General features: G+C 60.2%; 8 protein-coding genes and 3 rRNA genes. 3 read left to right on the top strand and 8 right to left on the bottom strand.

The genetic code is table 11. The features are described 5' to 3' along the window. The first annotated feature begins 57 nt into the window (after positions 1-57). Both LDN82_RS04520 and LDN82_RS04515 read left to right on the top strand, forming a co-directional pair. A complete protein-coding gene (locus tag LDN82_RS04520; RefSeq protein ID WP_224166505.1) occupies positions 58-1,815 on the top strand; it encodes a glycoside hydrolase family 13 protein in 1,758 nt (585 codons plus the stop codon). Between the two features lie 20 nt (positions 1,816-1,835). Next, a complete protein-coding gene (locus tag LDN82_RS04515) occupies positions 1,836-2,858 on the top strand; it encodes a LacI family DNA-binding transcriptional regulator (protein WP_224094488.1) in 1,023 nt (340 codons plus the stop codon). Between the two features lie 44 nt (positions 2,859-2,902). On the opposite strand, the gene LDN82_RS04510 is transcribed toward LDN82_RS04515, so the two are convergent. Further along, complete coding sequence (locus LDN82_RS04510; RefSeq protein WP_224094487.1) at positions 2,903-3,346, bottom strand: N-acetyltransferase; 444 nt, start codon at positions 3,344-3,346, stop codon at positions 2,903-2,905. A 73-nt stretch (positions 3,347-3,419) separates the two neighbouring features. Further along, the gene (locus tag LDN82_RS04505; protein ID WP_224094486.1) at positions 3,420-3,914 is read right to left on the bottom strand and encodes an SRPBCC domain-containing protein; all 495 of its coding nucleotides are present in this window, start codon (positions 3,912-3,914) and stop codon (positions 3,420-3,422) included. A 252-nt stretch (positions 3,915-4,166) separates the two neighbouring features. Here LDN82_RS04505 and LDN82_RS04500 point away from each other — a divergent pair, with 252 nt between their 5' ends. After that, complete coding sequence (locus tag LDN82_RS04500) at positions 4,167-5,237, top strand: patatin-like phospholipase family protein (protein WP_224166504.1); 1,071 nt, start codon at positions 4,167-4,169, stop codon at positions 5,235-5,237. A 158-nt stretch (positions 5,238-5,395) separates the two neighbouring features. On the opposite strand, the gene rrf is transcribed toward LDN82_RS04500, so the two are convergent. The 6 genes from rrf to LDN82_RS04470 form a co-directional block, all read right to left on the bottom strand. Then, positions 5,396-5,512, bottom strand: a 5S ribosomal RNA gene (rrf, locus tag LDN82_RS04495). Positions 5,513-5,659: 147 nt separating this feature from the next. Further along, a 23S ribosomal RNA gene (locus LDN82_RS04490) occupies positions 5,660-8,813 on the bottom strand. Between the two features lie 555 nt (positions 8,814-9,368). After that, positions 9,369-10,891, bottom strand: a 16S ribosomal RNA gene (locus LDN82_RS04485). The 16S, 23S and 5S rRNA genes sit together here, the layout of an rRNA operon. Positions 10,892-11,381: 490 nt before the next feature. Next, positions 11,382-15,038, bottom strand: a complete 3,657-nt coding sequence (locus LDN82_RS04480; protein ID WP_224166503.1) for a 1,4-alpha-glucan branching enzyme — start codon at positions 15,036-15,038, stop codon at positions 11,382-11,384. A 1-nt stretch (position 15,039) separates the two neighbouring features. Beyond that, positions 15,040-16,836, bottom strand: a complete 1,797-nt coding sequence (gene treS, locus LDN82_RS04475; RefSeq protein WP_224166502.1) for a maltose alpha-D-glucosyltransferase — start codon at positions 16,834-16,836, stop codon at positions 15,040-15,042. Then, complete coding sequence (locus tag LDN82_RS04470; protein WP_224166501.1) at positions 16,836-18,896, bottom strand: alpha-1,4-glucan--maltose-1-phosphate maltosyltransferase; 2,061 nt, start codon at positions 18,894-18,896, stop codon at positions 16,836-16,838. Before LDN82_RS04470 ends, treS begins: the two co-directional genes overlap by 1 nt. Between the last annotated feature and the right edge of the window lie 55 nt (positions 18,897-18,951).

Below are 18,951 nucleotides of genomic sequence, written 5' to 3'. Positions count from 1 at the left end.
GGATAATTTTGACTGAAAGCGTTTCCAATCTGATGCCTGGTCTTCTACGATGTGTTCATGTCTGTTGATTCATTGCTTCCAGTTGAGGCGTCCGCGCCCTCTGCAGCTTTCACTGCATTGACCCCCGTCCACGAGGCCTCCCGGGCCCACGGATGGTGGCGCTCCGCAGTCATTTACCAGATTTATCCGCGATCCTTCCGGGACCTCAATGGCGACGGAATCGGTGACCTCGCCGGTATCACCCGCGAACTCTCCCAGCTCGCCGAACTGGGCGTTGATGCCGTCTGGCTCTCGCCCTTCTACCGCTCACCGCAGCGGGACGCAGGTTATGACGTCAGCGACTATTGCGATGTCGATCCGCTGTTCGGCAGCCTCGCGGACTTCGATGCCCTCATCTACGAAGCCAACCGCCTGCACCTGCGGGTCATTGCAGATCTTGTTCCCAACCACTGCTCCGACCAACACGCCGCCTTCCAAGCCGCACTCGCGGCTCCGGCCAACAGCCGCGAGCGGGACATGTTTATCTTCCGGGACGGCCAAGGACCTGACGGAAACGAACCTCCCAACAACTGGCAGTCCCATTTTGGCGGCCCCGCCTGGACCCGGATCATGGAACCGGATGGCCAGCCCGGACAGTGGTACCTGCACCTCTTTGATTCCTCCCAGCCGGATTTCAACTGGGACAACGATGCCGTGCACGCCGAGTTTGAGCGGGTCCTCCGCTTCTGGCTGGACCGCGGCATTTCCGGTTTCAGGGTTGACGTGGCCCACGCGCTGGTGAAGGCCGCCGGCCTGCCCAACTGGGGCGGACGCGCGGATGGCAACAGCTCCGATGGCTACCCCGGCCACGATGCCCCCATGTTCGGCCAACCCGCCTTGCACGATATCTACCGGCGCTGGCGCTCCATCCTGGAGGAATATGGCCCCGACCGGATCCTCTGCGCCGAAGCCAACGTCGATCCCCTTCCACGGCTGGCACAGTGGGTCCGGCCCGACGAAATGCACCAGGCCTTCAACTTCCCGTACCTGCACGCCGGCCTGGACGTGAACCGCCTGCGCCACATCATCACCGATTCGCTGGTCTCACTGGACGCGGTTGGCGCTCCCAGCACATGGGTACTGTCCAACCACGACGTCGTCCGGCACGCCTCCCGCTTCGGTTACGAGGGCCCCGGTCCCCGCGACGGCGACGGCATCGGTCCCGACGACGTACAGCCCAATGAAGAACTCGGACGACGCCGGGCTGCCGCGGCCACCATGTTCATGCTTGGCCTCCCCGGTGCTGCCTACCTGTACCAAGGGGAAGAGCTTGGGCTGCCTGACTCCACAAGCATTCCCGGAAGCATGCGTCAGGACCCAACCTTCGCCCGGACCGGCGGAGAAAGGATAGGCCGGGACGGCTGCCGCGTACCGTTGCCCTGGCGTTCGTCGGAGTTGCATGCCGGTTTCGGCGATGACCAGGAACCCTGGCTGCCGCAACCAGAGTCCTGGGCCGCATTGGCGAGGGACAAGCAACAGGAGGATCCGGCGTCGCACCTTAGCCTTTACCGGGAAATGCTCGCCCAACGCGCCGAACGTCGGTTGGGCCAGGGTTCCCTGGCATGGGTGGAGGACTACTGCACCGACTCCTCGCTCGCCTACCTCAACGGCGACACCCTGGTGATCATGAACGTGGGTAACCAGCCCCTGCCGCTTCCCGACGGCAAGGTAATACTTCGCAGTTCGGCAGCAGCCGGCGCCCATCCCATGGGCTCCGATCTGCACGGCACCGATCTACTAAGCTCGGGGGAGAGCATCTGGCTCACAACCAGCTAACTTTCCCACCGAGGAGCAGCATGACCGGCATCAAGGACGTAGCCGAGAGATCGGGACTCTCCGTTGCCACGGTTTCACGCGCGCTCAGTGGCAAAGGCAACGTCTCCCCCGCCAGCCGGGAACGGGCACGTGCAGCCGCAGCCGAGCTTGGCTTCGTGCTCTCCTATCACGCCTCGAGCCTGGCTTCCGGCCGCACCCACAACGTTGGCCTGGTGGTGCCCTCGGTCCACCGCTGGTTCTATTCAGCGGTGATCGAGGGTGCCTCCGCGGCGCTCCTGAGTGCCGGATACGACCTCACGCTCTACAACATCGGGGAAGACCCTCAACACCGGCACAGTGTGTTCAACGACTTCCTGCTGCGCAAGCGCGTGGACGCGGTCATTGCAGTCTCCCTGGAGCTCAGCGAGGACGAGATGCAGCAGCTCCTCGCCGTGCACCGGCCGATCGTTGGAATCGGCGGCCCCCTTCCGGGGGCGTCCACCATCCGGATCGATGATTCTGCGATTGCACAGCAAGCCACCAACCACCTGATCGGCCTGGGTCACACCAAGATCGCCCACATGACCGGCGAAGAAGCATACGAGCAGGACTTCCAGCTTCCGGGGACACGGCGCGGAGGTTTCGAGAAAGCAATGAACGACGCCGGCTGCCAGGTTCGGCCCGAATGGATCGTTTCCGCCGACTTCACTATCGAAGGCGCTTACGCCGCTGCCCGACAATTGCTGGGAGGCGCACCAGAGCGACCAACAGCGGTGTTCGCGGCATCAGACGAGATGGCCATCGGCACCATTCTTGCTGCGCGTGACTTCGGCCTGCGGATTCCAGAGGACCTCTCGGTCATCGGCATCGACGGACACGACCTCGGCAAGGTCATGGGCCTCACCACCATCGACCAGGACGCGAAGGGGCAAGGAGCACTGGCCGTACGCACCTTACTGGGCGCCATCAACAATGGCCTGGTCCTTGAACCGTCCGATACTGAACACCCCACCAGGCTCGTGGTTCGTTCGAGCACGGCCGTGCCCAGGAGCGACGCTACCTAGGCTGGCGCTCATCCCGGAAACCGGGCTCCCGCCTCAACCAACGGCTACTGCTCCAGGACCTTTTCCATGACCAGTTCCCGTTTGGACGTGTCCTGCGGATACGGCCGACTGTCCCCTGTCGTGTTGAAACCGTGCCGCCGGTAGAAAGCCAGCGCCCTAGTATTGTCCTCGTGGACGCCCAACTCCAAGACCTTGGCACCCAAATCGACCCGGGCAGCCTCGCACGCCTCGTGAAGGAGTTCATCAGCCAACCCCAAACCTCGATGTTCGGGGGCAACGTAGACACTTATCAGCATGGCCTGAAGGGGCTTCTGCGGGTCTTGAGGATGTTTCACGACAACCCTCATCAGTGCACAGAACGGACTTCCATCCACGCCGCCGTCAGCCACCAACGTCACGCTGGAATCGCCGGCCATGGCGGCAGTCCGCTCCTGCCACTGCGCATCCGTTTGCCGTCGCGCTGCCTCCAGGCTTTCGACATAAGCCATGGGCGTGTCCGTCAGCATTTCCAGCCGGACTTTCTTCAGGAGTGACCAATCCTCAGCACGAAGTCGCCTGACCCTAGGCAACTGTCCCGCCCATGAACCGTACATAGCGTTCCAGGACGCGAGGCCAACCTTCCGCATACGATGCCCGGCTGGCAGCAGGATCCTCTGCACCTTCCCAACCGTCATGAACCAACCGCACCTCCGTGCCACCCTCAACCGCCCTGAACGAGACCCTCAATTCCGTGGACCAGAGGGGCGTGCTCGCCGGATACCAGCTTGCATGGAAGGACAACGGCGGCTGCCAGTCATCGATGGTTCCCCAAACCGAAGTGCGCCCGTCCTCGGCCGTCTCCAGGATCAGGTTCTCCTCGAATTCCACGTGTGATCCCGCGCCGAACACACTCTCCTCCTCAAGCGGCCACCACAGATGGGGATGGTCCGTAAAACCCAAAAAGGCATGTGAAACGCTGGTTGGCACCACCACTGTCACCACCAGGGGTTCGAGGTCGTTGGTGTCCTGTGACGAGGGCTCAGGCTCCGGCTCGGGATGACTGAAAATACTGTCCATGACCACCAACTCTACCGGGGCCGAAACGCGCATTTCCCCCGGCAACCATGTCCACCCCGGCTGCTGGAGCATGGCTTTGTTGCGCAGCTTGTCAGCGCGGTGTTAGAGTCCCGTTGATCGTGATCTATCAACAGGAGGTGAGACCCATGAACGCAGTATCCGAAATGGGTGCTCCCCCGCAGGACACGATCTCGCGACTCAGCTAGTCGCCAACGGGAGCGCCACAGAGGCAATTCGCGAAAGGCGACTCCCATGAACACAACACCTTTTTCAACCCTGCCCGGCACCTCGACCACCACTTCCGGGCAGCCACGGTCTGCCCAGGACCAGCCGCGGGAAACACCCGCCACGATTCCCGGGCAAACAGCCGGACGAGCGCTGGTGCTTGGTGGCGGTGGATCCACGGGCAATGCGTGGCTGATCGGCGTCATCGCAGGAATGTTGGATGCCGGCTTGGATGTGACCACGGCCGACTTGACGGTGGGCACATCGGCTGGCTCCACCGCAGCGGCACAGATAGCTGGCGCGAGCCCGTCAGAACTGTATACAGCTATCCTTGCCGCGCCACCCCAGCCACGGCCGCCGCAGTCCTGGCCAGCACAGTCCGGTCCAGCACAGCCCAGTCCAGCACAGTCCGGTCCAGCACAGTCCGGTCCAGCACAATCCAGTCCAGTCCGGTCCGGTCCAGTGCGGCGTGTGGTGGATCAATTGGAACGAACACAAAAGATCATTGAGGCGTCGAAGGATCCTGCCGATATGCGTCGCAAGATGGGCGCTGCAGCGCTCGAGCTGCCTGCTAGTGCGGACGAATCAAGGCAAAGACAGTGGCGTGCAACAGTTGCCTCCCGACTCCCAAGTTTGCAATGGCCCCAGCGAACAGTGCTCATCACTGCCGTGGACGCCGTAACGGGTCAGCCGGTCCAGTTCGATCGTCACAGCGGAGTGGAACTGGTGGATGCTGTAGCCGCCAGTTGCGCCAGTGGGTTCGCCTACAGCATCGGTGACAGCCGATACATTGACGGCGGTTACCGATCCAACGCCGAGAATGCGGACCTGGCTTCGGTATACGCACGCGTCCTGGTGCTGTCACCATTTGGGGGCAGAACACGGACTCCGCTGGAGTGGGGCCTGCATCTCGCCGCGCAGGTCGACGAATTACGTGCCGGCGGCAGCCGGGTCGAAACAATCTTCCCGGAGGGCAGCTCCGAGCACATGTTCGGAGCCAATGCAATGGACCTGTCGTTACGTCCGGCAGCTGCGCATGCCGGTTACGACCAAGGCCGAACACTGGCGGAGCAACTCGATGGGTTCTGGAACGGCTAAACACGGGGCATAGCTAAACACGGGTTAAATGGGTCAAGCCCCGGCTGTGGTGGTCGGGGCTTGTCTTGAGTTGGTCTGTTTTTTCTCGTTTGAATGCAGTCGCTTTAATGCGGGAGACCCCCAACCCTGTGTGGGTTGGGGGTCTCTACCTAATGTGTGTCCGGCGGTGTCCTACTCTCCCACACCCTCCCGGGTGCAGTACCATCGGCGCTGTGGGTCTTAGCTTCCGGGTTCGGAATGGGACCGGGCGTTTCCCCCACGCTATGACCGCCGTAACCTTGTTACCCGTCCCGCGCACCGGTTTTGGGGTGTGGGGTGGGAAGACTGTGTGGTTACAACTGTGGTGTTGTGTATTCAGTTGTTGGTTCCTGGAACGGTTGTTGTTCGGGAACCACATAGTGGACGCGTGCAGTGTGTTGTGTGTGGTGTAAGTTGTTGGCCTATTAGTACCGGTCAGCTTCACGAGTCTTTGGTCCTCGCTTCCACATCCGGCCTATCAACCCAGTGGTCTGGCTGGGGGCCTCTCACACGTATTGTGTATGGAAATCTCATCTTGAAGCGAGCTTCCCGCTTAGATGCTTTCAGCGGTTATCCCATCCGAACGTAGCTAATCAGCGGTGCACTTGGCAGTACAACTGACACACCAGAGGTTCGTCCGTCCCGGTCCTCTCGTACTAAGGACAGCCCTTCTCAAATTTCCTGCGCGCGCAGCGGATAGGGACCGAACTGTCTCACGACGTTCTAAACCCAGCTCGCGTACCGCTTTAATGGGCGAACAGCCCAACCCTTGGGACCTACTCCAGCCCCAGGATGCGACGAGCCGACATCGAGGTGCCAAACCATGCCGTCGATATGGACTCTTGGGCAAGATCAGCCTGTTATCCCCGAGGTACCTTTTATCCGTTGAGCGACGGCCATTCCACAATGTACCGCCGGATCACTAGTCCCGACTTTCGTCCCTGCTTGAGATGTCTCTCTCACAGTCAAGCTCCCTTGTGCACTTACACTCGACACCTGATTGCCAACCAGGCTGAGGGAACCTTTGGGCGCCTCCGTTACTTTTTAGGAGGCAACCGCCCCAGTTAAACTACCCATCAGGCACTGTCCCTGACCCGGATCACGGGCCGAAGTTAGATGTCCAAAGTGACCAGAGTGGTATTTCAACGATGACTCCACCCGAACTGGCGTCCGGGCTTCAACGTCTCCCACCTATCCTACACAAGCCACTCCGAACACCAATACCAAACTATAGTAAAGGTCTCGGGGTCTTTCCGTCCTGCTGCGCGTAACGAGCATCTTTACTCGTACTGCAATTTCGCCGAGTTTATGGTTGAGACAGCGGGGAAGTCGTTACTCCATTCGTGCAGGTCGGAACTTACCCGACAAGGAATTTCGCTACCTTAGGATGGTTATAGTTACCACCGCCGTTTACTGGGGCTTAAATTCTCAGCTTCGCCCACAAGGGGCTAACCGGTCCTCTTAACCTTCCAGCACCGGGCAGGAGTCAGTCCGTATACATCGTCTTGCGACTTCGCACGGACCTGTGTTTTTAGTAAACAGTCGCTTCCCCCTGGTCTCTGCGGCCCACACCCGCTCACGGAGAGCAAGTCTCCATCACGGGGCAGGCCCCCCTTCTCCCGAAGTTACGGGGGCATTTTGCCGAGTTCCTTAACCATAATTCTCTCGATCGCCTTGGTATTCTCTACCTGATCACCTGTGTCGGTTTGGGGTACGGGCGGCTAAAACCTCGCGTCGATGCTTTTCTAGGCAGCATAGGATCACCGGATCCCCCCGAACGGGAGTCCCATCAGATCTCAGGATCGTGCTCGAAACACACAGGAACGGATTTGCCTATCCCTGACCCTACATCCTTGGACCGGGGCAACCATCGCCCGGCCCGGCTACCTTCCTGCGTCACACCTGTTAATACGCTTACCTCCCGGGATCAGGTCCCGCGCTCGGCCAAAACCCACACACCACAAGGGTGGGCGGGCAGGCTCCGGGCGGTTAGTATCCCCCGCTTGGCATGGGCGGTTTTTCGCCGGTACGGGAATATCAACCCGTTGTCCATCGACTACGCCTGTCGGCCTCGCCTTAGGTCCCGACTTACCCAGGGCAGATTAGCTTGACCCTGGAACCCTTGATCATTCGGCGGACGGGTTTCTCACCCGTCTTTCGCTACTCATGCCTGCATTCTCACTCGTGTAGGCTCCACCGCTGGTTTCCACCGCGACTTCACTGCCCACACGACGCTCCCCTACCACTCCACACCCCTGAACCACGAAGGCTAGGGTACCGTGTGAAATCCACAACTTCGGCGGTGTACTTGAGCCCCGCTACATTGTCGGCGCGGAATCACTTGACCAGTGAGCTATTACGCACTCTTTCAAGGATGGCTGCTTCTAAGCCAACCTCCTGGTTGTCTTCGCAACTCCACATCCTTTCCCACTTAGCACACGCTTAGGGGCCTTAGTTGGTGGTCTGGGCTGTTTCCCTCTCGACTATGAAGCTTATCCCCCACAGTCTCACTGCTGCGCTCTCACTTACCGGCATTCGGAGTTTGGCTGACGTCAGTAACCTTGTAGGGCCCATCGGCCATCCAGTAGCTCTACCTCCGGCAAGAAACACGCAACGCTGCACCTAAATGCATTTCGGGGAGAACCAGCTATCACGGAGTTTGATTGGCCTTTCACCCCTACCCACAGCTCATCCCCTCCATTTTCAACTGAAGTGGGTTCGGTCCTCCACGACGTCTTACCGTCGCTTCAACCTGGCCATGGGTAGATCACTCCGCTTCGGGTCTAGATCACGCCACTACACTCGCCCTGTTCAGACTCGCTTTCGCTACGGCTACCCCACACGGGTTAACCTCGCGACGTAACACTAACTCGCAGGCTCATTCTTCAAAAGGCACGCCGTCACAGTTACTTGTGATTACTCACGACTGCTCCGACGGATTGTAAGCACACGGTTTCAGGTACTGTTTCACTCCCCTCCCGGGGTACTTTTCACCTTTCCCTCACGGTACTGGTCCGCTATCGGTCATTAGGAAGTATTTAGGCTTATCAGGTGGTCCTGACAGATTCGCACGGGATTTCTCGGGCCCCGTGCTACTTGGGATCCTCTCCAGGCGGTACACAACATTACGGTTACGGGGCTCACACCCTCTCTGGCCGGCCTTTCAAGACCGTTCACCTATGCCTGCACCTCACCTCACCGGTCCGGCAGAACCAGTACGGAAAGTCCCACAACCCCGCCCATGCAACGCCCGCCGGCTATCACACATGGAAACGGTTTAGCCTGATCCGCGTTCGCTCGCCACTACTAACGGAATCACTCTTGTTTTCTCTTCCTGCGGGTACTGAGATGTTTCACTTCCCCGCGTTCCCCCCACGCACCCTATGTGTTCAGATGCGGGTCACACAATCACCCAAAAGCGTTGTGCGGGGTTTCCCCATTCGGACATCCTGGGATCAACGCTCGGTTATCAACTCCCCCAGGCTTATCGCAGATTCCTACGTCCTTCTTCGGCTCCTAATGCCAAGGCATCCACCGTGTGCCCTTAAAAACTTGACCACACACAAACCAGCAAACCCACAACAAAGGGGCCCACCGGTTCACGATGCATCATCTATTCGAGAGAACCACGGCCACAAAGGGCCAGGTTCATTCATAAGAAATTGCTGTAAGAACACACACAAACATGTGCGTGTTCTAGATGCTCGCGTCCACTATGTAGTTCTCAAACAACAACCCCGTCAACCAGACCCCCAACACCCACACAGGGTGCCGGTACGAACCGGAAGCAGGAACAAAAGAAACACCAGAACTGTGTCCCCCTGCATTGCTGCAAAAAGGTCCTGTTGCCTCAGGACCCAACAGTGCGCCAAACACAACCCACACAAACCACGCCCCGGCACGTTCCCAACAACACACACCCCCAAGGGGGCACGCACTGCCGTACTAACACCAGGACACAACCGGTCAGGCCATGCCAAACAAACGTTTGATTCGTTGATATTCCACCCATGAGCACCCACCGCAGAACATACGCCTGCGCAATGGGCAACACTGACAACCACCAGCCCCCGCATGCACGGGAACCAGACACGGTTGTTAGCAGCTCCTTAGAAAGGAGGTGATCCAGCCGCACCTTCCGGTACGGCTACCTTGTTACGACTTAGTCCCAATCGCCGGTCCCACCTTCGACGGCTCCCCCCACAAGGGTTAGGCCACCGGCTTCGGGTGTTACCAACTTTCGTGACTTGACGGGCGGTGTGTACAAGGCCCGGGAACGTATTCACCGCAGCGTTGCTGATCTGCGATTACTAGCGACTCCGACTTCATGGGGTCGAGTTGCAGACCCCAATCCGAACTGAGACCGGCTTTTTGGGATTAGCTCCACCTCACAGTATCGCAACCCTTTGTACCGGCCATTGTAGCATGCGTGAAGCCCAAGACATAAGGGGCATGATGATTTGACGTCGTCCCCACCTTCCTCCGAGTTGACCCCGGCAGTCTCCTATGAGTCCCCGCCATAACGCGCTGGCAACATAGAACGAGGGTTGCGCTCGTTGCGGGACTTAACCCAACATCTCACGACACGAGCTGACGACAACCATGCACCACCTGTAAACCGACCGCAAGCGGGGCACCTGTTTCCAGGTCTTTCCGGTTCATGTCAAGCCTTGGTAAGGTTCTTCGCGTTGCATCGAATTAATCCGCATGCTCCGCCGCTTGTGCGGGCCCCCGTCAATTCCTTTGAGTTTTAGCCTTGCGGCCGTACTCCCCAGGCGGGGCACTTAATGCGTTAGCTACGGCGCGGAAAACGTGGAATGTCCCCCACACCTAGTGCCCAACGTTTACGGCATGGACTACCAGGGTATCTAATCCTGTTCGCTCCCCATGCTTTCGCTCCTCAGCGTCAGTTACAGCCCAGAGACCTGCCTTCGCCATCGGTGTTCCTCCTGATATCTGCGCATTTCACCGCTACACCAGGAATTCCAGTCTCCCCTACTGCACTCTAGTCTGCCCGTACCCACTGCAGAACCGGAGTTGAGCCCCGGTCTTTCACAGCAGACGCGACAAACCGCCTACGAGCTCTTTACGCCCAATAATTCCGGATAACGCTTGCGCCCTACGTATTACCGCGGCTGCTGGCACGTAGTTAGCCGGCGCTTCTTCTGCAGGTACCGTCACTTTCGCTTCTTCCCTACTGAAAGAGGTTTACAACCCGAAGGCCGTCATCCCTCACGCGGCGTCGCTGCATCAGGCTTTCGCCCATTGTGCAATATTCCCCACTGCTGCCTCCCGTAGGAGTCTGGGCCGTGTCTCAGTCCCAGTGTGGCCGGTCACCCTCTCAGGCCGGCTACCCGTCGTCGCCTTGGTAGGCCATTACCCCACCAACAAGCTGATAGGCCGCGAGTCCATCCAAAACCACAAAAGCTTTCCACCACCATGACATGCGCCAGATGGTCATATCCGGTATTAGACCCAGTTTCCCAGGCTTATCCCAGAGTCAAGGGCAGGTTACTCACGTGTTACTCACCCGTTCGCCACTAATCCCCCCAGCAAGCCAGGGATCATCGTTCGACTTGCATGTGTTAAGCACGCCGCCAGCGTTCATCCTGAGCCAGGATCAAACTCTCCGTTGAAAACAAAAAATCAAACAGACACAACCACACCCACCGGAAATAACGGCGAACACGGCTGCACAAAATTCGAAACCAGCTGAAAACCAAACCACCACACACGGGGGTGCGCAGCAGCCTGGCCATAATTTCAACCAATCAAAAAAACAATCGGCATCAACAAACTTGGCACACTATTGAGTTCTCAAACAACAGGTCACTATTCCAAAGCAGTACCACCAGCCTTCGCTGGATCGCTCCGGAGCAACTTTTCAAACTTACCGGCTGGACCTCTCGGAGTCAAATCGGCAAGCATGACTTGATTTTTCCTTGCGGTATCTTGTCGGCTTGGCGATCTCCACTCGGGGACCAGCGCGGGTACTAACTATACCCCTACTCCAGCGAGATGGCAAAGCCCACTGGCAGAGGTCTCCTTCATCACCTCTGAAACCCCTGAAACACACGGAAGGAGGGCCCGGAGCGGCAAGCACCAGACCCTCCCTGTTCCACGGAACTAGTCAGCCAACGCGAACCACGAGGCTCCCAGCGGTGGAAGAGTCACGGTCAATGCTGCCGGCTGGCCGTCAGTCCCCGGTGACGCAGCCTTCAATGTTCCGGCATTGATGACACCCGAACCACCGTAGGTCCCGGAGTCCGTATTCAGGACTTCAACCCACTCCCCTGCTTCTGGCACTCCCAGGATGTAATCGTTGTGCGGGCCCCCCGAGAAATTGACTGCGCACACCAAAGGCTTGCCGTCGTGGTCCCAGCGAATGAAAGTCAGCACGTTGTGGTCGGCGTCTCCACCGTTGATCCACTGGAAGCCACCGGGTTCGTTATCGCGTACATGCAGTGCAGGCGTTGACTTGTATAGGTCGTTGAGGTCGCGGACCAGGAGTTGGAGCCCACGATGCGCCGGGATGTCAGCCAGGAACCAGTCAAGTCCGTACTGCTCCGACCACTCGGCTTCCTGGCCGAATTCGGTGCCCATGAAAATGAGCTGCTTACCGGGGTGTGCCCACTGGTAGGCGAAGAAGGCCCGAAGGTTTGCCAGTTGCTGCCAACGGTCACCCGGCATCTTCCGAAGCATTGATCCCTTGCCGTGGACTACTTCGTCATGGCTGATGGGCAGGAGGAAGTTCTCCGAGAAGGCGTAGACCATGGAGAACGTGATGGTGCCGTGGTGCCACCTGCGGTTGATGGGGTCTTCGGAGATGTACTTCAGGGAGTCGTGCATCCAGCCCATGTTCCATTTGAGGCCAAACCCGAGCCCGCCATGATTGGTGGGTGCCGTTACACCTGGGAATGCAGTGGATTCCTCTGCGATGGTGACGGCTCCGGGGTGCGTCTTGTAGACGGTCGCGTTGACCTCCTGCATGAAGGAAATTGCTTCGAGGTTCTCGCGGCCGCCGAACTTGTTGGGTTGCCACTGTCCTTCCTCGCGCGAGTAGTCCAGATAGATCATGGACGCCACGGCGTCAACGCGGAGTCCGTCAATGTGGAATTCTTCGAGCCAGTACAGTGCGTTGGCAACCAGGAAGTTGCGTACCTCGGTGCGTCCGAAGTCGAATATGAGGGTGCCCCAGTCCGGGTGTTCGCCCAGATTGGGATCCGAGTGCTCGTACAGTGCCTCGCCGTCAAAACGGGCCAGCGCCCAGGAATCCTTGGGGAAGTGTGCAGGGACCCAGTCCAGCAGGACACCGATGCCTGCCTGGTGCAGGGAGTCCACAAGGAAACGGAACTCGTCCGGGTGCCCGAACCTGGACGTGGGCGCAAAGTAGGACGTGACCTGGTAGCCCCACGAGCCACCGAACGGGTGTTCTGCTACGGGCATGAATTCCACGTGGGTGAAACCAAGCCACTTCACGTAGTCAACCAGTTCCTTGGCCAGCTCCTTGTAGCCCAGGCCAAGGCGCCAGGATCCCAAATGGACTTCGTAAACGCTCATGGGCGAGTTGTGCGGGTCCTTTTCGGCGCGCGCAGTCATCCACTCCGCGTCCTTGAAGCGGTAGCTGGAGTCCACCACGCGGGATGCCGTCAGCGGTGGAACCTCCGTGCCGAAGGCCAAGGGGTCCGCCTTCTCAACCCAGTGGCCGCCGCGGGTCAGGATCTCGTATTTGTAGCACGCCCCTGCTACAACCCCGGGAATGAAGATTTCCCAGACGCCGGACGAGCCGAGGGAACGCATTGCGTGGCTACGGCCATCCCAGCCGTTGAAATCACCCTTGACCCGAACCGCTTGGGCGTTCGGGGCCCAGACAGCAAAGGAAACACCGTCTACTTCACTCAGCGAAGAGCGGTAATGCTGGACGTGGGCGCCAAGGACATCCCAGAGGCGCTCGTGCCGGCCTTCGCCGATCAGGTGCAGGTCCACCTCGCCCACGGTAGGCAGGTAGTGGTACGGGTCATCAATGGTGACGGGTTCGGCGTCGTAGACCACTTCCAGCCGGTAGTCCGGCACATGGCCGTGTTGCAGCGGATCCAGGACAGCGGCCCAAATGCCGTTGGCCTCGTGCTCCATGGCAGTGCGTCCGGCCTCCGTCACCACCGTTACCGACGTGGCGAGGTGCTTCACGGTCCGGATGGTGACGTGGCCGTGATCGTCCAGGTGGGCGCCGAGCACGGAGTGTGGTGCGTGGTGGGCTCCAGCTGCCACGCGGGCCAAGGTCTCGGAGTCCACATGCAGGGGAACTCGGGGCCGTTCGGTGCGTGCAGAGCCTGTCATTTCATTACCTTCCGCTGTAGCCGCGGCGTGCTTGCCGCGGCTCGTGTTGTCGAGGATTTGCCGTGATGCGTTGACCGGAATGGACAGCCAGTCCGGCCGGTTCCGCAACTCATAGACCACCTCATATAAGGCCTTGTCCAGCCACAATGCCACAAAGAGCGGCGAGCGGCGGTCAATGGTTCCCGGCATGACTTCGCTGTAGCCGGCCAGGAACGCGGTGGAGCAGTCATCCGCCCATGTTGCGGGCACCTTGGCTTCGGCGTTCTCACGGACAGCGGCTCCTGCCGCGTAGTCGAAGGAACGGAGCATTCCCACGACGTCCCGCAAGGGGAGATCGGGAGTGTTGCGCTCGTTAATGGTCCGGAGGGGCTCGCCTTCGAAGTCCAGGATGGCCCACCTGCCCGGCGCCCCCGCCTTTCCGGGAACCTTAAGGATCTGGCCAAGGTGGAGGTCGCCGTGGACGCGTTGCAGCTGGCCCACATCGCTGGGATGAAGCGTGGCCAGCAGCTCTTCGAGGTTGCCCTCATAAGGCCCGACGGCGGAAGCCGCTTCTGCCCATGACTGGCGGACACGCCGGGCCAGGGTCGCAATGATGCCGGCGCCCTGCGTCTGTCCATCCAGTGTGCCGAAAGTTTCCGCGAGCCTGGCGTGGACCGTAGCTGTTGCAGCACCGAGTTCGTGGGCCTCTTTGGTGAAATCAGCGCCGGCTGCAGCGGCCTCGACTGCCAGCCTCCAGGCGTCCAGTCCCCCCAGCAGGAATTCATGGGCCACCGTGAGCTCGCCGGTCGCCGAACCGCCTGGGTCCTGGCCATCCCAGGAACCTGTGATCCAACCCAACGTTGCGGGCACCTCGGTTGTCCCTGCTGCCGTCAGCGCAGCGCCCAACTCCACCTCGGGATTCCTGCCGGCTGCCAACACACGGAAGATCTTCACGATCGCCGTCGAACCGCCGTCGTCAATGATGACGGACGTGTTGGACTGCTCGCCGGACAGCACGCGGACCGAAGTGGGTCCTTCCGGAAGGGCCACACGGCCGCGGGTGAGATGGCCCGCGGCGAGGCCGTCACCCACTGTGGCCTCCCGGCGCATGAGGTCCAGCCACGCCGTGATGAACTCGGTGTCGTACACGGCGTCGTACACGAGCCGGAGCCCCAGTTCGGGGTCCGTGATCTCCCCTAGCAAGGCAGTGGGAGCATCCGGCAACGGCTGGCTCCTGAAGCTCAACGGCACCTGGACGACGTCGGTCCGGGGACCGCCGTCGGCTGTCCGATACGTTACGGCGAGCAGTTCAACCTGCAAACCGGCGCTACCTTCGGGGTATGGGAGGGTGAAGCCGCCCACACGCTCCAGCGCAAAGTCGGGGCTCTTCACCGGGAACCAGCGTTTAGTGGGAAGCCAGCTCCGGAGAAGACTTTCGATCGAGGGGTTAAGTGTTCCCTTTTTCATCTCATCCTTTGGTAGACACCACGGGAATCGCCTGGGTAAATGGCGATGAGGGGTTGGAAAACGCAGAGCGCAGCCGCAGCCAATAGAAGTTGTGGCTACCCAGCATGACTGTTAGTTGGCCGTTGTCCCCAACGGCCGGGAATGGTTGGCCACCGAAAATGTCGCGGAAGCCCCTGCCGGCATATTCCGGCAGATCAAGGGTCGCGGCCACCGGATGCTGCGAAAGGTTGAAGACGCACAGGATAGTCTCCGCGTCCTCGCCTTCAGGATTGCCGGCGGGCAGTTCCCGGACATAGGCCAGGACGGCCTCGTGGTCCGCTTCGATGTGGCGGAAACTTCCCAAACCGAACACAGGGTGGTTCCTGCGCACGCTAAGGATCTGCCGGGTCCATCGCAGCAGGGAGCCTGAGTGCGCGGCCTCTGCCTCAACGTTGGCCATGCTGTAGTTGTAGACGAGGGACTGGATCACCGGCAGGTACAGCTTGCCCGGGTCCGCGCCCGAGAAACCCGCGTTCCTGTCCGGGTTCCACTGCATGGGTGTGCGGACGGCATCGCGGTCATCGAGCCAAATGTTGTCCCCCATGCCGATTTCGTCCCCGTAATAGAGGAAAGGGCTGCCTGGCAGGGAGAGCAACAGAGCGTTAATGAGCTCAATCTCAGCCCGGGAATTGTCCAGCAGCGGAGCCAGCCTCCGCCGGATACCAATATTGGCGCGCATCCTGGGGTCCGGCGCGTACCAGCCAAGCATTGCAGCGCGGTCGTCCGCGCTGACCATCTCCAAGGTGAGTTCATCGTGGTTTCGTAGGAAGGTCCCCCACTGGGCACCCTTGGGAATCTCCGGGGTCTCCCGCAGGGTCTGGATGATCGGAGCCGCCTTCTGGTCCCGGAGGGCATAGTAGAGCCGGGGCATGATCGGGAAGTGGAAGGCCATGTGGCATTCCGGGGCTTCCTCGGTGCCGAAGTACTCCACCACCTCATGGGGCGGCTGGTTGGCCTCGGCGATGATCACGCGTCCGGGGTAGTTGGCATCCACCATCCTGCGCAGGTCCTGGAGGAAGGCATGGGTGGCTGGAAGGTTCTCGCAGTTGGTGCCTTCCTCCTCAAAGAGGTACGGAACGGCGTCGGCGCGGAAACCGTCGATTCCCTGGTCGAGCCAGAACCGGATGACGTCATAGAGTGCCTCGACGACTTTGGGGTTCTCGAAGTTCAGGTCCGGCTGGTGGCTGAAGAAGCGGTGCCAGAAAAACTGGCGCCGGATGGGATCGAACGTCCAGTTGGATTCCTCCGTGTCCACGAAGATGATGCGCGCATCCTGGTACTTCTCATCCGTATCGCTCCACACGTAGAAATCGCCGTAGGGACCCGTGGGGTCCTTCCGGGATTCCTGGAACCACGGGTGCTGGTCCGAGGTGTGGTTCAGGGGGAGGTCGATGATCACCCTGACGCCGCGGGCGTGCGCCTCCGCCACGAGGCGCTTAAAGTCGCTGATCGTGCCAAACTCGTCCAGCACCGAGGTGTAGTCGGCGATGTCATAGCCGCCATCACGCAACGGGGAATGGAAGAACGGCGGCAACCAGAGGCAGTCAACGCCCAGCCATTGAAGGTAGTCCAGTTTTTCGATCAAGCCGTGGAAGTCACCGGAGCCATCCCCGTTGGCATCCGCAAAGGCCCGCACCAGTACTTCGTAGAAGACTGCCTTGCGGTACCAGTGCGGATCATGCTGGAGACCGGGGGCATTCAGCTCGAAGGTGTTCTTCGGAGTGAAGTACTGGCTCGGGTTTTGCGGAGAAAAACTCACTAAGGCTGCCTCCGGATGCTCAGGATGTGTGCGGGCTCCACGTGCGCGTCGAGCCTGACGTAGTTGTGTTCACCCCACCACCAGCTTTGCCCGCTGATCAGGTCATCCACCAGGAACCGGCCGTCCTCGTTGAAGTCCGCGGGATCCAGCTGCAGGGCAGCCAGGTCCAGGGAAACCGTGCTTTCGCGGGCGCTGTGCGGATCCACGTTAACAACGATGATCAACGTGTCCTTGGTGCCGTCCGGCAAGGTCTTGTGCTTGGAGTAGACGATGGTTGCGTCATCGGTGCTGCTGTGCAAAGTCAGGTTCTGCAGGTCGCCCAGGGCAAGGTGGTCCTTGCGGATGGTGTTCAACCTGGTGATGTACGGAGCCAACGTGCGGCCGGACGCGGCAGCGCCTTCCCAGTCCCTGGCCTTGTACTCGTACTTTTCGTTGTCGATGTACTCTTCTGCCCCGGGCCGGGCCACGTGTTCGTACAGCTCGTAACCGGCGTACACGCCCCAGAGCGGGCTTGCCGTCGCGGCAAGGACAGCGCGGATGCGGAAGGCCGCGGGACCACCGTACTGGAGGTACTCCGTGAGGATGTCAGGCGTGTTCACGAAGAAGTTGGGCCGGAAGAAAGCCGCGCTCTCGTGGCTGACCTCATGGAAATACTGCTCCAGCTCGGTCTTGGTATTCCGCCACGTGAAGTAGGTGTACGACTGCTGGAACCCTGCTCTGCCCAATGCATGCATCATGGGTGGACGCGTGAAAGCCTCGGCCAGGAAAACTACCTCGGGATTCTTTTTGTTGATCTTTCCAATCAACCATTCCCAGAACCAGACAGGCTTTGTGTGCGGATTGTCCACGCGGAAAATCTTCACGCCATGGCTGATCCACAACTGCACGATCCTCAGGATTTCCTTGGAAAGGCCCTCCGGATCGTTATCGAAGTTCAGGGGGTAAATATCCTGGTATTTCTTCGGCGGGTTTTCGGCATAAGCAATGGACCCATCCACACGCGTCGTGAACCATTCCGGGTGGGACGTTACCCAAGGGTGGTCAGGGGCCGCCTGCAACGCCAGGTCCAGTGCAACTTCGAGTCCGAGCTCGCGGGCATGGGCAACAAAAGCGTCAAAATCTTCAAAAGTGCCCAAATCCGGGTGGATGGCGTCATGGCCACCGTCTTTGGAACCAATGGCCCACGGCGAGCCCGGATCCTGCGGGCCCGGCGTCAGCGTGTTGTTGCGTCCCTTGCGGTGCTGGAAACCGATCGGGTGGATCGGCGGCAGGTAGATAACGTCAAAGCCCATCTCGGCAACCGCCTCCAGGCGCTTGGCCGCGGTGCGGAAGTTGCCCGACGTCCAGATACCTGTGGCGTGATCCAAAACCGCGCCCTCGGAGCGGGGGAAGAACTCGTACCAGGAACCACGACCCGCGAGGTCACGTTCCACCTGCAGCGGGAACGGCTCCGAAACCGTCACCAGCTCGCGGATCGGAACGCGTCCGACGGCGGCCAGCACCTCGGGGCTGAAACCGGCACCAAGGCGTTCCTCGGCAGATTTGGTGGTGTCGGCAAGGACGACTGAAGCGGCACGCAGGGTGCGCTTCTCCGCAGCGGTGCGACCGGCGTCGTCCTCTGCTGCCTCCGAAAGGAGGGCTGCACCCTCGGCGAGCATTAACTCGACGTCAATGCCGGCGCCCACTTTCACTTCAGCGTTGTGGTGCCACGTTCCATAGCGGTCATGCCAGGCCTCAATGACGAAAGACCACGCACCCGTGCCGGACGGCGAGAGCGAACCCTCCCAGCGGTCCAGGCCTTTCCAGCGCTCATCCTTGGCCGGCGCCATGCGGACCCGCTGGCGCTCCTTGCCCTTGGGATCGAGCAGGACGGCGGAGACGCCGAGTTGATCATGTCCTTCACGAAAGACGGTCGCACCGATGGCGAGATCCTCACCCGGAAGGGCCTTCGCGGGGAACCGGCCACCCTCAACCACCGGCTGGACAGCCGTGATGGGGAACCGGCCGAAGCGAAGTCCGGCGGTGATGTCCGTTTTCGTCTTGGATTTCAAAGCGGTCATGGTTCGCGAGGTATTCGTCACAACCACGACGTTAGCGACAAAAATCCAAGAATGC

The sequence above is a fragment of the Arthrobacter sp. StoSoilA2 genome (assembly GCF_019977195.1).
Taxonomy (GTDB): Bacteria; Actinomycetota; Actinomycetes; order Actinomycetales; family Micrococcaceae; genus Arthrobacter.
This window is presented reverse-complemented; position numbering and strand designations above follow the sequence as displayed.

What these genes read in the sequence shown, in the direction of transcription:
- LDN82_RS04520 (WP_224166505.1), top strand. Translation starts at nt 58, where the DNA reads ATGTCTGTTGATTCATTGCTTCCAGTTGAGGCGTCCGCGCCCTCTGCA.
- LDN82_RS04515 (WP_224094488.1), top strand. Translation starts at nt 1,836, where the DNA reads ATGACCGGCATCAAGGACGTAGCCGAGAGATCGGGACTCTCCGTTGCC.
- LDN82_RS04510 (WP_224094487.1), bottom strand. Translation starts at nt 3,346, where the DNA reads ATGGCTTATGTCGAAAGCCTGGAGGCAGCGCGACGGCAAACGGATGCG.
- LDN82_RS04505 (WP_224094486.1), bottom strand. Translation starts at nt 3,914, where the DNA reads ATGGACAGTATTTTCAGTCATCCCGAGCCGGAGCCTGAGCCCTCGTCA.
- LDN82_RS04500 (WP_224166504.1), top strand. Translation starts at nt 4,167, where the DNA reads ATGAACACAACACCTTTTTCAACCCTGCCCGGCACCTCGACCACCACT.
- LDN82_RS04480 (WP_224166503.1), bottom strand. Translation starts at nt 15,038, where the DNA reads ATGAAAAAGGGAACACTTAACCCCTCGATCGAAAGTCTTCTCCGGAGC.
- LDN82_RS04470 (WP_224166501.1), bottom strand. Translation starts at nt 18,896, where the DNA reads ATGACCGCTTTGAAATCCAAGACGAAAACGGACATCACCGCCGGACTT.